The following is a 12,628-nucleotide window of genomic DNA, read 5'->3' as shown; positions in this document are numbered from 1 at the left end:
TAGTGTGCGCGGCATGCCGCGCTTCGCATCCATCGATATCGGGACCAACTCCGTGCTGCTGCTGGTGGCGGACCGCCAGCCGGACGGCCGCTTCCAGGCCGTGGTGGAGCGCGCGGAAATCACCCGCCTGGGCCGGGGCGTGGACACCAGCCGCGTGCTGTCCTCCGAAGGCATGGAGGCCACGCTGGCCGTGCTGGTGTCCTTCGCCAATGAGGCCCGGGAGTTGGGCGCGGAGGCCATCGCCGTGTCCGCCACCAGCGCCGCGCGCGACGCGAAGAACGGCGCGGACTTCATCGCCGCCGCCAAGGCCCGCGCGGACGTGACGGTGGAGATCATCCCCGGGGAGATGGAGGCGCAGCTGTCCTTCGCCGCGGTGGCCCAGGACTTCGCGAGCGAGGCCGCGGGGCCGCTGCTGGTGGTGGACATTGGCGGTGGATCCACGGAGTTCATCTACGGCAGCGACGCCGGCACGGTGGCCTTCCGCCACAGCTTCGACGTGGGCGCCGTGCGGCTCACGGAGCGCTACGTGCGCACCGACCCGCTGTCCCCCGAAGAGCGCGGCGCCATCGAGGCGCACCTGCGCGACACCTTCTCCGCCCTGCCCCCGCCTCCCCCCGGCGCGATGCTGGTGGGCGTGGCCGGCACGGTGACGACGCTCTACGCCGTGCAGCACCAGATGGCGACCTACGACGCGGAAGCGGTCCACGGCGGCACGCTGTCCCGGGGCGAGCTGGACGCGCTCACGGACCAGCTGTGCGCCATGCCCCTGGACGCGCGGCGGACGCTGCCCGGCCTCCAGCCCAAGCGCGCGGACGTCATCCCCGCGGGCGCCCTCATCCTGCGTGAAGCGGTGAAGGCGCTGGGCCTGGATGCGTGCCGCGTGAGCGACCGCGGCCTGCGCTGGGGCCTCCTGGCACACCGCTTCGGCTCTGGCTCCGGCTCCTCTCGCTCATGAACGCCTCCTCCCCCGCCGCTCCGTCCAGCTCGCACGCCACGCAGTCCGTGCGCGCGGGCTACGCGCTGTTCATCCTCACGCTGATCAACCTGGTCAACTACCTCGACCGGTACATCATCGCCGTCGCGCTGCCGGAGATTCAGAAGGACTTCGGCATCAACGACGCGCAGTCCGGCCTGCTGGGCACCGTCTTCATCATCGTCTTCATGCTGGCGTCGCCCCTGGGCGGCTTCCTGGGGGACCGCATCCCCCGCCGGCTGCTGGTGGCGGGCGGCGTCATCCTGTGGAGCCTGGCCACGGGGGCCAGCGGCCTGGCGTCCAGCTTCACGGCGCTCTTGCTGGCGCGCGCGGTGATTGGAATTGGCGAGGCGGGCTATGGCGCGGTGGCGCCGTCCATCATCTCCGACCTGTATCCGCGTGAGCAGCGCACGCGGATGCTGTCGTACTTCTACATCGCCATCCCGGTAGGCTCCGCCATGGGCTACGGCCTGGGCGGGTGGCTGACGCAGACGTATTCGTGGCACGCGGCGTTCTTCGCGGGCGGCGTGCCGGGGCTCGTGCTGGGCACCATGGCGTTCTTCATGCCGGAGCCCCAGCGCGGCGCCATGGACGGGCCGGACGCGGCGGTGAAGCTGCCGTTCATGGAGGGCCTCAAGGGCCTGGGCCGCAACACGGCCTTCTGGGCCACGACGGCCGGCTACACGCTGATGACGTTCTCCATTGGCGGCCTGGCGTTCTGGATGCCCACGTACCTGGTGCGTGAGCGGCACCTGTGGCTGGAGCACCCTGGCCGCGTGGGCCTGGTGTTCGGCGCCATCACGGCGGTGGCGGGCCTCACGGGCACCGTGGCTGGCGGCTGGCTGGGCGACAAGATGGACCGCAAGCGCGCGGGTGGCGGCCTGTGGCTGTCCGGCATCGGCCTGCTGCTCGCGGCGCCGTGCATGTACCTGGCGGTGAACCTGAAGGACACGACGCTGACGTTCGCGGCCATTGGCGTGGCGCAGTTCCTCATCTTCCTCAACAGCGGCCCCATCAACGCGGCCATCGTCAACTGCGTGCCGCCCGCGTTCCGCGCCTTCGCCATGGGCCTCAACGTGCTGTGCATCCACATGCTGGGGGATGCCATCTCGCCCACGCTCATCGGGCACATCGCCGACATGGCCAGCCTCCACACCGCCATCGCCATCAACGCGGTGCCGGTGCTGCTGGGCGGCCTGGCGCTCCTCCTGGGCGCGAAGCTGTTCCGGGAGGCCACGCCGCGCGTGCAGGAGGGCTGACCGCCCTCGTTCGAAACGCCTGGGCCCGGAATGCATCCAAGGCCCCATTCGGTTCACGCGAGCAGGTTCACTGCTCGCCGGGGAAGGAAGCGGAGGCGTTCGTGGATGTCGTGCATTCGCATCCGCTGCATGCCTGGGACACGCCCTCGGGCTCCCTGGTCGTCGCATGCGGGCATGCCCAGCAGGCGCCCTCCCCTCATGCCGCCTCGCATCCGCAGGCCGTGCTCGCGCTCTACACGGGTGGACGGGCCGTCATCGACCAGCGCACCCGGCTGACGGTGTCCGCGGGCGACGTGATGCTCATCCCCGCGGGCGAGAAGCACCGCACGGTGGCGGCCGAGCAGGCGGAGGTCTGGGGGCTCGGGTTCCATCCGTCCGCCTTCCTGCACACGGAGGTGGGGCCGCTGCTGGAGCCCTTCGAGCGCGTGCGCCAGGGCGCCTCCGCCGTCGTGCCGATTCCGTCCGGGCGCCAGGAGCACCTGGTGCGGCTGTTGTCGGAGCTGCACGCGGAGACGCGCGCACCGCACCGCGCGCTGGGGGAGCAGGTGACGCGCAGCCTCTTCTCCCTGGTGCTCGCGGAGGTGGCCCGCTCCAGCACGTGGACTCCGGTGGAGTCGCGGGCGTCGCTCGCGGGGGATGCGCTCACGTTCATCGAGCGGCACTGCCTGGAGCCCATCTCGCTGCGCGAGGTCGCCGCCGCCGTGGGCCGTTCACCCGCGCACGTCACCACCGCGTTGAAGCAGGCCACGGGCCGCAGCGTGGTGGAGTGGATCATCTCCGGACGGATGGCGGAGGCACGGCGGCGGCTGATGTCCACGGACGAGCGCGTGGACATCATCGCGGAGCGCGTGGGCTACGCGGACGCCACGCACTTCATCCGCCTGTTCCGGCGCGCGGAGGGGCTCACGCCCGCCGCGTGGCGCAAGCAGCACCGCGCGCCGTCCGCGCACTGACGAACCTTCGTCTCAGTGCGCCTTCTGCCGTGAGGGGGCGGGCTTCCCCGTCACCTCCGTGAAGCGGCGGTCCGCGTCCTCCAGGATGAGCGCGTGGTTCATCATCGCCGCGGCGATGGTGCCCGCGCTGGCCGCCGCGATGGCCGCCTGCATCGGCGTCGTCATGTCCCCCACCGCGACGACGCCGGGCACGGACGTCTCTCCCGTGGGGCTCGCCTTCACGTAGCCCAGGTCATCCAGCTCGAGTCCCAGCCGCGTCACCAGCTCATGCTGCTTCTGCGGCGGCGCGGAGAACATCACGCTGCGGGCGATGCGCGTCCCGTCCTCCAGCTCCACTTCGGCCAGGCGCCCGTCCTTCCCATGCAGCGCGCGGATCTTCCGCTCCTCCAGGGGGATGCCCAGGGCCTGGAGCTTCTCACGCTGCTCCGGTGACACGTCGAAGGCGCCGTGGGTGAAGACGATGAGGTCCCTGGACCAGTTCTGGATGATGGGGGCGCCGTCCAGGTACTGCGGGTTCTTCGCCAGCATGGCGAACGGTTGGTCCTGGACCTCCCAGCCGTGACAGTAGGGACACTGGAAGATGCTGGGCCCCCACAGCTCCTTGTAGCCGGGGATGTCCATCATGACGTCCACCACGCCCATCGCCAGCAGGAGGCGCCGGGCGGCCACCGACGTGCCGTCGCCCAGCGCCACGCGGAAACCGCCCTCGTGCTTCTCCACGGAGCCCACCCGCGTGTCGCGCACCTCCACGTTGGGATAGGCCTTCAGCTGCTCGCGGCTGATGCGCCGGAACTCCGGCGGCGGGATGCCGTCGCGCGAACCGAAGCCGTGCATGTGCTCCGCCGCCGCGTTGCGCGGCGTGCCCGCGTCACAGAGCAGCACCTTCTTGCGCCCGCGCCCCAGATACAGCGCGGCGTTGAGCCCGCCAGGGCCGCCTCCCACGATGACCACGTCGTATGCCGCCATTGCCCTGCTCCTCGTGCCGGTCGTTGATTCCGTTCGGGGAACCTAACGACCGGCCCGGGATGGCAGCAGGGCGGGCCTTTCGACGGCATCGGCGGATCTTCCGGTCCGCTTTACGCCACCCGCTACCGAGCGACGGGCGCGTCGAGCTTCGGCCGGTACTCCTCCGCCAGCCGCTCCACCTCGCCCGCCAGCCGCTCCCCTTCCATGAGCAGCCGGGCCTTCAGGCGCTTCCGGTTGCCCAGCGTGAAGAACAGCTCCAGGTCATGACGGATGGCGTCCCAGCGCTCCGCGAAGGAAAGCGTGAACAGCGCCAGCGGCGGGATGCCCATGAAGGTTCCCAGCCCCCACGCCCATCCGCCCCACACCGACGCGACCGCCGTCAGGCCCCACCACCACACGACGGACACCACCACCGCGGTGAGGAACTTCACCGTGGCCTGGATGTCCAGCTCCGCCCGCCGCGCCGCCATCCGGGGCAACGGATAGGGCAGCGCGAACACCGCCAGCCCCAGCGCGAACAGCGGCAGCCCGAACACCAGCCGCGCCAGCGTCTTCACCGCGAACGGCACCACGTTGCCCGGGCGGTACTCCACGGACAGATCCTGCGGCCGCGCGGCCTGAACCAGCGCCATCCGGCTGCCGAACGAGGACAGGTGCTGGCGCAGGCGCTCGTAACGCTCCGGCTCCTGCGTCCGGAACAACCGCACGCCGCGCGCCCACAGCCGCAGCCGCTCCGCGTCCAGCGCGCCGCCCTGACGGAAGGCATAGAGTTGCTCCGCCACCTGCACCACCGGCAGGTCCGCCCACTGCTCCAGGTTCAGCGTCACCGAGCGCAGGCCCTCCGCCACCCGCTCCGTCAGCGCGCGCACTGAGTCCTGCTCCGACGCCGCGTCCTTCGGCAGGAAGGCCTGCACGTCGATGGGCGCTCCCTGGTCGATGAGCACCTCGCTGCGGAAGACGTTCTTCTCCGCGTAGGTGAGCCCCACCGGGACGATGCGCACCGGAGCGCCCTCGCGCGCGGCGTTGAGCGCGATGCGCGCCGCCCCCGTCTTCAGCTCCGCCAGCTCCGGCTCCGAGTGGCTCTTGCCCTCCGGAAAGATGGTGATGGCGCGCCCCTGCACGAGCGCGCCCTTCGCCGCATCCAGCGTGCCCTCGTTGCGCCCCATCTGCGTCGGGTCGTCCTGCTTGCGATACACCGGCAGCGCGTTCAAACCCTTCAACAGCCAGCCGATGACGGGCAGCTTGAACAGCGGCGCCTTGGCCATGAACGTCACCTGGCGCCGCGTGAGGATGAACACCAACGCCGGGTCGATGAGCCCGTTCGGATGGTTGCCCACGAAGAGCACCGGCCCAGAGGGCGCTTCGCCCGGGGCATTCACCTTCACCCGGTAGAAGAGCCGCAACGCCAGCGCCACCACCGCCCGCACACACGCGTAGAACACGCCGCGGACTGTATACCGGCGACCCACCCCAGGCCCGCCCTCGCTCCGGACACTGTCACCGACAGGGGTGGGAAAGCCCCCCTTCCCCGACAGCTCACGGATTCAGCCACTACAGAACAATCCGGTACGACGGGGATCCACGGGAACGCGCCCCCGACACACCCCTTTTGTGCGGACTTTGAAAAGCCGCGACACACCCGGGGAGCGCACCACATGAAGCGATTGCTGTCGCTGGGCTGGGCCGCCGCCACCGCCGCCGTCCTGGGGTGTGGCGCGAGCACCCCGCAGGAAGAAGGCTCGAAGGCGGAAGGGGCACCTGCCGTCACGTCGTCCTCGCGGTCCATCGTCACGGCCGCGGCCGCGACGCCCAGCGCCTGCAACGCGCTCTATGCGTCCAGCGCGACACAGGCGGCGCTCGCCCAGGCGGTGGTGGACCCGGCGCTGCACACGGACGGTTCGGTGCGCACGCTCATCCTGTCCTTCAACACCGCGAACGCGACGGGCGGCGTGCTCAACCTGGACGCCGTGCTGGGCGGCCTGACGCGCACGCTGGGCGGGCTGACGCAGGGGCTGGGCCTGGGCAACGTCCTGGCGCTCAAGTCGCTGCCCATGGTGGCGCTGAAGGTCCCGGTGACGCCGAAGCTCGTCGCCACCTTGCGCCAGGAGCTCCAACCGCTGGGCCTGCTGTCCATCTACGAGGACAAGCCGCTCCAGTACTTCCTGGACACCAGCGTGCCGTACATCCACGCGGACACCGCGCGCACCGCGTATGAGACGACGGGCGCGGGCATCGGCGTGGGCGTCATCGACTCCGGCCTGGACGGTACGCACGGCGACTTCCCCAACGTGGCGCGCAACGTGAAGGTCGTCGCGTCCCCGCTGGACCTGGGCATTGGCGGCGCGCTGTACGTGGACACGCCCAACAGCGACCTGACCAGCGGCCACGGCACGCACTGCGCCAGCATCATCGCCGGCTCGGGCGCGCGCTCCGGGGGAAGGCACCAGGGCGTGGCCCCCGGAGCGAAGCTGCTGGGCGTGGGCACCGGCGACGCGCTGAGCATCCTGTTCGCGCTGGAGGGCTTCGACTTCCTCATGGACCCCGACGTCCGCGAGACGCACAACGTGCGCGTCATCTCCAACTCGTGGGGCACCAGCGGCAGCCACTTCGCGCCGCTCGACCCCATCTCCATCGCGACGAAGCGCGCCTACGACCTGGGCATGGTGGTGGTGTTCGCCGCGGGCAACGAGGGCTCCGACCCCGACACGCTCAACCCGTACAGCGCCTCGCCGTGCGCCATCTCCGTCGCGGCCGGCACGTCGCGCGACACCACGGCGGCCACCAACCCGCTGCTCAGCCAGGACGCACCGGGCGAGCTGGCGTCCTTCTCCAGCCGGGGCATCCCGGGCGATGCGCTCCACCACCCGGACATCACGCTGCCGGGCGTGAACATCGTGGCGGCGCGCGCGCTCACCGCCACCATCATGCAGCCGTACCTGGGCCTGGACCTGCTGCACCCCGAGCCGTTCTACGCGGCCAGCTCCGGCACCTCCATGGCCGCGCCGCACATGTCGGGCGTCGCCGCGCTGCTCTTGGAGGTGAACCCCGCCCTCAACATGGACGGCGTGCTCGCGGCGGTGCAGGCCACCGCGCGGCCCATGTACACGAAGGACGCGGCGGGCAACACGCGCCAGTTGGAGACGTGGGAGGTGGGCGCGGGCTACGCGGACGTGTACGCGGCGACGAAGCTCGTGAATGACGCCGTGGGCATCCGCTACACCACGCAGACCACCGCCCTGCCCTCCTGGACGGGCACGGTGAAGACGAGCATCAACCTTCCCATCCTGGATCTGTCCCTGCGGGCCGCGCAGCACGAGCACTCACTCACCGTGCCCGCGGGCGCCAACGCCCTGCGCATCAAGACGGCCTGGGGCAACCCGGCCTACGACCTGGACCTGTATGTCTTTGGCCCCAACGGGGAGCTCGTCGCGACCAGCGCCGAGGGCACCTCCACGGGTGAGGCCGTCACCATTTCGAACCCACCCGCCGGCACGTGGCGCGTTCAGCTCAAGGGCTTCCTGAACGTGGCCACGCAGTACACCGGCACCGCGGAAGTGGATCGCCGTGTCCCGCGTCCGTAGTCACTCACGGACCCCACAAGGTACGGCAGTCCCCGCCCCTCTCCCGTGCCTGCACGGGAGGGGGGTTGTTCGTTCGTGGGGTTGGATGAGGTGACGCGGAGACGGATCAGCGCGGCTTGAGCGTGACCTGCGTGTCCGCGACGGTGCGGCCCTGCGCGTCGGTGAAGTGCGCGCGCACCGGCACGGGACCCGTCAGCCACCCCCCCTGCACGGGCGTGCTGAAGGGCAGCGTGACATCCACACCCGCGGCGACCTCCGGGGCCGGGCCCTCGTTCGGGAAGAAGTGCAGTGGCTCGCCTTCCTTCGGCAGCCCCTCCAGCGACAGGCGCACGCGCTCCGGCGCGGTGTAGCTGAACTGCACCGCGTTGCCCTCCGCGCACGTCAGCGTCCCACCGGGCCGGGCCTCCGCCAGCACCGTGCCCTCGGGCGAGATGCAGAAGGCGCGCACGCCCCAGGCCCCTTCGCCTGGAGCGGACGAACGCGCCTGCCACTCCGGCACGTCCTGCCCGGAGCGATTCATCGATGGCGTCACGACGACCAGCGCCACGGTCGCGGCGGCGGCGCTCAGCGCCAGGGGCATGAAGAGCGGAGATGCGAACCACTTCCTGCGCGCGGGCGCCACCACCGCACGCGCGGGGGCGGGCTGAAGCCTGGCGAACAGCGCCTGCTCCAGGAGCGCGCTCCTGCTCTGGGGCAGCGCCCGCTGCTCCAGCACCGACTCCACGCGCGACAGCCGCGTGTACGTCTCCTGACAGTCGGGACAGGTGGCCAGGTGCGCGCGCAGGCGCTCGAAGCCGTCCGCGTCCAGCCCGTCGCGGCCCTTCTCGAAGAGCGCGGCCATGGCCTGCTTCGCCCGGCGGTCGTCACACCCACTCATCGCGCACCCCGCCGCTTGAAGAAGCTCCAGCCCTGCGTCTCCAGGTCCTGGAGGTACCCCTTCGACTGGAGGAACCCCAGCAACCGGGACTTCACCCCGAACTCACGCCGCCGCACCTGGATGCGCGTGAGGCCCAACGCCGTGGCGGCCTCCTCCTGGGGCAGGCCCTCGCTGAAGCGCAGCTCGAACAGCTGTTGCTCTTCACGTGACAGGCCGCCCTTGAACGCCGCGAGCAGCGCCTCCACCTCGCGGTCCTCCAACAGCTCGTCCAGCCCGCCCTCCTCGGAGGAGGCTTCGGTGAGCCCTTCGAAGGCCTCGTCGCGGCCCACCAGCTCGCGCTCGCGCGACTGCTCCAGCAGCACGTTGCGCGCGATGCCCATCAGGAAGTGGGCATAGGGACGCGTGCCGTTGTAGGCAGCGCGCGTGCGCGGCTCGAAGGCGCGCGCGAAGGTCTCCAACAGCGTGTTCTCCAGCTCCATCGCGTTCCTTAGACGGGTGAAGGCTCCCCGCCATGCGGCCGCCTTGAGCAGACGAGCGAGCGGCTCCGCGTGCGCGCGATACACCTCCGCCAGCACCGCTGGGGTGCCTTCGCGAAAGCGGCGCAGCGTGTCGTCATCCCACTCCATCCCTCAGGGGCTTACCGCGACCGTTATGGTCCCGTCATCCGTATGTTGTCGCGAGCGGCGCCGAGTGGATTGTCGGTTGGGCCCCGTGGCATCCTTTCGCACAGCGCATCGCGCAAACCCCTGATGCATATGTCCTCTCACAGGCCGCTGGTCCTGGGTGTTCTCCTACTCCTGGCGGGGAGCGCCGCGAGCGCTACGCCGGAGCAGGTGCACTACGCCCTCATCGTGGCCAGCAACACGGGCACCGAGCCATCCCAGGCGCCCCTGCGCTACGCGGACGATGACGGCGCCCGGTACTACGAACTGTTCGCGCCCCGCTCGCGCGAGGTGGTGCTGCTGAGCGTACTCGACGCGGAGACGCAGGCCCTGCACCCGGGGCTCGCCGCGAAGACGCGCCCGCCCACGCACCCCGCGCTGGGGGCCGCGCTCGCCCGCCTGAACGCCCGCATGGCGGAGGACCGGGCGAAGGGCGCCATGCCCGTGCTGACGTTCGTGTTCGTGGGCCATGGCAAGCGCGGCGCCGCGGGCGAAGGCTCCGTGAGCCTGCTGGACGGGCCGCTGACGCGCACGGAGCTGTACGAGCGCGTGGTCGCGCCCAGCAAGGCGTCCTTCCTGCAGCTCATCGTGGACGCGTGTGATTCGTACTTCTTCGTGCACGCGCGCGGCGCGCTGCCGGTGGGCCCCGCGTACGTGGACGCGGTGAAGGGGCTTTTGGGCAACCGCGAGCTGGAGCGCTTCCCGCAGGTGGGCGTGGTGCTGTCCACGGCCTCGGAGCAGGAGAGCCAGGAGTGGAGCGCCATCCGCTCGGGCGTCTTCAGTCACATGGTGCGCTCGGCGCTGTCGGGCGCGGGGGACGTCAACGGGGATGGCAAGGTGGACTACGCGGAGCTGCGGGCCTTCGTGGCCGCCGCGAGCCAGGGCACGGCCGACGTGCGGGGCCAGCCGAACGTGTTCATCCAGCCGCCCGCGCTGAACCGCGCGTTCGCGCTGACGGACCTGGGGGACGCCACGTCGCTGGGCTACCTGATGGTGCCCACGGGGGTGGCGGGCCGGCTCTGGGTGGAGGACTCGCGCGGCATCCGCGTGGTGGAGCTGCACAAGGAGCGCGAGCGTCCGCTGGTGGTGGCCCTGCCCGTGGGGCGCGGTTACTACCTGCGGGGCAGCGGCCGGGAGGCGCCGTTCTCCATCAGCCGCGCGTCGGAGGTGGTGGACGCTGGCGGCCTGCCCTGGCACGACGCCAGCGTGGCGGCCCGGGGCGCCGTGCAGGACGCGATGCGCGACAAGCTCTTCTCCGTGCCCTTCGGGCCGCGCTTCTACCGGGGCTACATGGCAAGCCTCGGCATCACGCCGTCGTCGGACGAAGCCGACGCCGCGCTGGTGCCCTGAGCCTGACATGAGCCTGCCCGCATCCCTGCTGTTGATGCTGCTGCGAACGTCAGCGCCGTGCGACGCGAACACGCGCGTGGTGCTCATGCCCTTCGAAAGGTTGGCCCTGCCGTCCGCGGACGCGCGTGAACTGGAGGACGCCACGCGGCGCGCGGTGGCCGCGTTGCCGGAGGCGTGCCTGGAGTCGCGCGAGGACACGGTGGCGCGGCTGCGAGGGTCTGGCGCGGCGCTGACGGCGTGTGGCGACGCGGCGTGCCGGAGCGCGCAGGCCTCGGCGCTGGGCGTGCGCAGGCTGGTGCGGGGCGTGGCGCTGGGCGTGGGAGGCAAGCGCAGCGTGGCGCTCACGGTGACGGACGCGCGGGGCCCGGAGACGCGAGCGCAGTTCGAGGCCCCGGCCACGATGCCGGGCGAAGCGGACGCGCGGGCGCGGCAGGCGATTGAACAGGTGTGGTCGCCCCTGGTGACGACGCAGGCGGCGCGGGAGCCCCAGGGCTCGCGCGTGCTGCCCAAGGTGTTGTGGGGCGTGGGCGGCGCGGCGCTCCTCGCGGGCGTGGGCTTCGGGCTGGCGGCACGGCGCACGGAGTCGAAGCTGTCGAAGAACGGCGGTGATTGCGCCACGGCCGGCGAGGCGTTCGCGGACTGCATCACGACGCAGCTGGAAACAGGCCGCCGTCAGGCGCGGACGTCCAACGTGCTGGTGGGCGCGGGCGCGCTGCTCGGCGTCGGGGGCACGGTGTCCTTCATCTGGGAGATTCCATGAGCAGACAGACTGGGACACCTGATGGCTCCCGCTGGTCGTGCGTCCACTTGCCGCAGGCCTCGCACCCGAGGTACGGCCAACAGGGTGCGACGCCCGTGACGGAGGTCCTGCCATGAGGAAGCTGCTTGCCGCGTTGATGAGCACCACCCTCCTCGCGGTGGGGTCGTGCACGTTCGCGCCGGACCTGTCGCGCTTCGCCGCCTGCGATGTAGCGGGAGGCTGCCCCTCCGGCACGTCATGCCTCGCCTCGGAGAATCGCTGCCTGCCGGCCTGTGGCGAGGGTGGGCGCTGTGACGGGTTCGACGAGGATCCGGACACGGAGGTGGATGGCGGCACGGAGGATGATGCGGGCACCGGGCCCGTCGGTGAGACGGACGCGGGCGAGGCTGACGCGGGCCAGGCCGATGCGGGCAGCGAAGACGCGGGAAGCGAAGACGCAGGTCCCGCGGCCCCACTCGCGTTGGAGTCCAGCATCCTGATGGAGGGCATCGAGAACGTCGGCTACTCCTCGCGGGTTCAGGCCAACGGCGGTACCCCGCCGTACACGTTCGGCGCCACCGCCCAGCTTCCCACGGGCCTTACGCTCGACACCGCGGGCCACATCACCGGGACGCCCACGCGCTCGGGGGATCTGGTCCTCCCAGTGGAGGTGTCCGACCAGAGCGTCCCGACGAAGCGCGCCAGCGGCAGCCTGCTGCTGCGCGTCCGTCCGCTGCTGCGGGTCGCGGGCCCGGAGCCGCTCACGGACGTCATCAGCAATCGCGCCTATGCCGAGCGCATCTACGCGACGGGAGGCAAGGCGCCGTACAGCTTCGCCCTCGCGCCGCAGCAGTCGCTGCCCGCGGGCCTGACGCTCGCGGCCAATGGCACCCTCACCGGCACCACCACCGGCACCCCCGCCCAGACGAAGTCGTTCACGGTGGTCGTGACGGACAGCGACACGCCGCCCCAGACCACGACCGGCACGCTCTCCATCACCTTCACGGACCTCACGCTCGGCCTCAAGCTGTTGTCTCGCGGGGTGCCTGGCGGCCGCGTGGGCTCCGACTACAGCTACACCGTGCGCGCTACCAGTGGGACCGTCTGGAGCGTGAAGGCCGGAGCGCTGCCGCCGGGCATCCTCCTGGACACGAAGGACGGCACCCTCTCCGGCAAACCCACGAGCCCGGGTGACTTCACCTTCCGGCTCAACGCCGCGGACCTGCTCTCCTCCGACGAGCGGGCCTACACCCTGCACGTCGACTGAC

General features: G+C 71.2%; 11 protein-coding genes. 7 read left to right on the top strand and 4 right to left on the bottom strand.

Annotation, left to right across the window (positions count from 1 at the left end; all coding sequences use genetic code 11):
- The first annotated feature begins 13 nt into the window (after positions 1-13).
- From D7Y04_RS22760 to D7Y04_RS22750, 3 genes are all read left to right on the top strand, one after another.
- A complete protein-coding gene (locus D7Y04_RS22760; RefSeq protein WP_120581251.1) occupies positions 14-955 on the top strand; it encodes a Ppx/GppA phosphatase family protein in 942 nt (313 codons plus the stop codon).
- On the top strand, positions 952-2,232 hold the full coding sequence (locus D7Y04_RS22755) for an MFS transporter (protein ID WP_120599832.1): 1,281 nt from the start codon (positions 952-954) through the stop codon (positions 2,230-2,232). The genes D7Y04_RS22760 and D7Y04_RS22755 overlap by 4 nt, the downstream gene beginning before the upstream one ends.
- Before the next feature lie 101 nt (positions 2,233-2,333).
- Entirely contained in the window at positions 2,334-3,185 is an 852-nt protein-coding gene (locus D7Y04_RS22750; protein WP_120599829.1) for an AraC family transcriptional regulator, read from the top strand.
- Positions 3,186-3,197: 12 nt separating this feature from the next.
- Here D7Y04_RS22750 and D7Y04_RS22745 read toward each other — a convergent pair whose 3' ends face one another.
- A complete protein-coding gene (locus tag D7Y04_RS22745) occupies positions 3,198-4,151 on the bottom strand; it encodes an NAD(P)/FAD-dependent oxidoreductase (RefSeq protein WP_121760690.1) in 954 nt (317 codons plus the stop codon).
- A gap of 122 nt (positions 4,152-4,273) precedes the next feature.
- Positions 4,274-5,593, bottom strand: a complete 1,320-nt coding sequence (locus D7Y04_RS22740; protein ID WP_121760689.1) for a lysophospholipid acyltransferase family protein — start codon at positions 5,591-5,593, stop codon at positions 4,274-4,276.
- A gap of 213 nt (positions 5,594-5,806) precedes the next feature.
- Between D7Y04_RS22740 and D7Y04_RS22735 the strand changes: the two genes are divergently transcribed.
- A complete protein-coding gene (locus D7Y04_RS22735; protein WP_121760688.1) occupies positions 5,807-7,732 on the top strand; it encodes a S8 family serine peptidase in 1,926 nt (641 codons plus the stop codon).
- A gap of 106 nt (positions 7,733-7,838) precedes the next feature.
- Here D7Y04_RS22735 and D7Y04_RS22730 read toward each other — a convergent pair whose 3' ends face one another.
- The gene (locus D7Y04_RS22730; protein ID WP_121760687.1) at positions 7,839-8,609 is read right to left on the bottom strand and encodes a hypothetical protein; all 771 of its coding nucleotides are present in this window, start codon (positions 8,607-8,609) and stop codon (positions 7,839-7,841) included.
- Positions 8,606-9,235: an RNA polymerase sigma factor gene (locus D7Y04_RS22725; protein ID WP_120598584.1), complete on the bottom strand. Its 630-nt coding sequence runs from the start codon at positions 9,233-9,235 to the stop codon at positions 8,606-8,608. Before D7Y04_RS22725 ends, D7Y04_RS22730 begins: the two co-directional genes overlap by 4 nt.
- Before the next feature lie 129 nt (positions 9,236-9,364).
- Here D7Y04_RS22725 and D7Y04_RS22720 point away from each other — a divergent pair, with 129 nt between their 5' ends.
- From D7Y04_RS22720 to D7Y04_RS22710, 3 genes are all read left to right on the top strand, one after another.
- Entirely contained in the window at positions 9,365-10,621 is a 1,257-nt protein-coding gene (locus D7Y04_RS22720; protein WP_121760686.1) for a hypothetical protein, read from the top strand.
- Positions 10,622-10,628: 7 nt separating this feature from the next.
- A complete protein-coding gene (locus D7Y04_RS22715) occupies positions 10,629-11,381 on the top strand; it encodes a hypothetical protein (protein WP_121760685.1) in 753 nt (250 codons plus the stop codon).
- Between the two features lie 112 nt (positions 11,382-11,493).
- Entirely contained in the window at positions 11,494-12,627 is a 1,134-nt protein-coding gene (locus tag D7Y04_RS22710; protein ID WP_121760684.1) for a putative Ig domain-containing protein, read from the top strand.
- The last annotated feature ends 1 nt before the right edge of the window (position 12,628 follow it).

The sequence above is a fragment of the Corallococcus sp. AB038B genome (genome assembly GCF_003668955.1).
Lineage (GTDB): Bacteria > Myxococcota > Myxococcia > Myxococcales > Myxococcaceae > Corallococcus > Corallococcus exiguus.
This window is presented reverse-complemented; position numbering and strand designations above follow the sequence as displayed.

What these genes read in the sequence shown, in the direction of transcription:
- D7Y04_RS22760 (WP_120581251.1), top strand. Translation starts at nt 14, where the DNA reads ATGCCGCGCTTCGCATCCATCGATATCGGGACCAACTCCGTGCTGCTG.
- D7Y04_RS22755 (WP_120599832.1), top strand. Translation starts at nt 952, where the DNA reads ATGAACGCCTCCTCCCCCGCCGCTCCGTCCAGCTCGCACGCCACGCAG.
- D7Y04_RS22745 (WP_121760690.1), bottom strand. Translation starts at nt 4,151, where the DNA reads ATGGCGGCATACGACGTGGTCATCGTGGGAGGCGGCCCTGGCGGGCTC.
- D7Y04_RS22735 (WP_121760688.1), top strand. Translation starts at nt 5,807, where the DNA reads ATGAAGCGATTGCTGTCGCTGGGCTGGGCCGCCGCCACCGCCGCCGTC.
- D7Y04_RS22730 (WP_121760687.1), bottom strand. Translation starts at nt 8,609, where the DNA reads ATGAGTGGGTGTGACGACCGCCGGGCGAAGCAGGCCATGGCCGCGCTC.
- D7Y04_RS22725 (WP_120598584.1), bottom strand. Translation starts at nt 9,235, where the DNA reads ATGGAGTGGGATGACGACACGCTGCGCCGCTTTCGCGAAGGCACCCCA.
- D7Y04_RS22720 (WP_121760686.1), top strand. Translation starts at nt 9,365, where the DNA reads ATGTCCTCTCACAGGCCGCTGGTCCTGGGTGTTCTCCTACTCCTGGCG.
- D7Y04_RS22715 (WP_121760685.1), top strand. Translation starts at nt 10,629, where the DNA reads ATGAGCCTGCCCGCATCCCTGCTGTTGATGCTGCTGCGAACGTCAGCG.
- D7Y04_RS22710 (WP_121760684.1), top strand. Translation starts at nt 11,494, where the DNA reads ATGAGGAAGCTGCTTGCCGCGTTGATGAGCACCACCCTCCTCGCGGTG.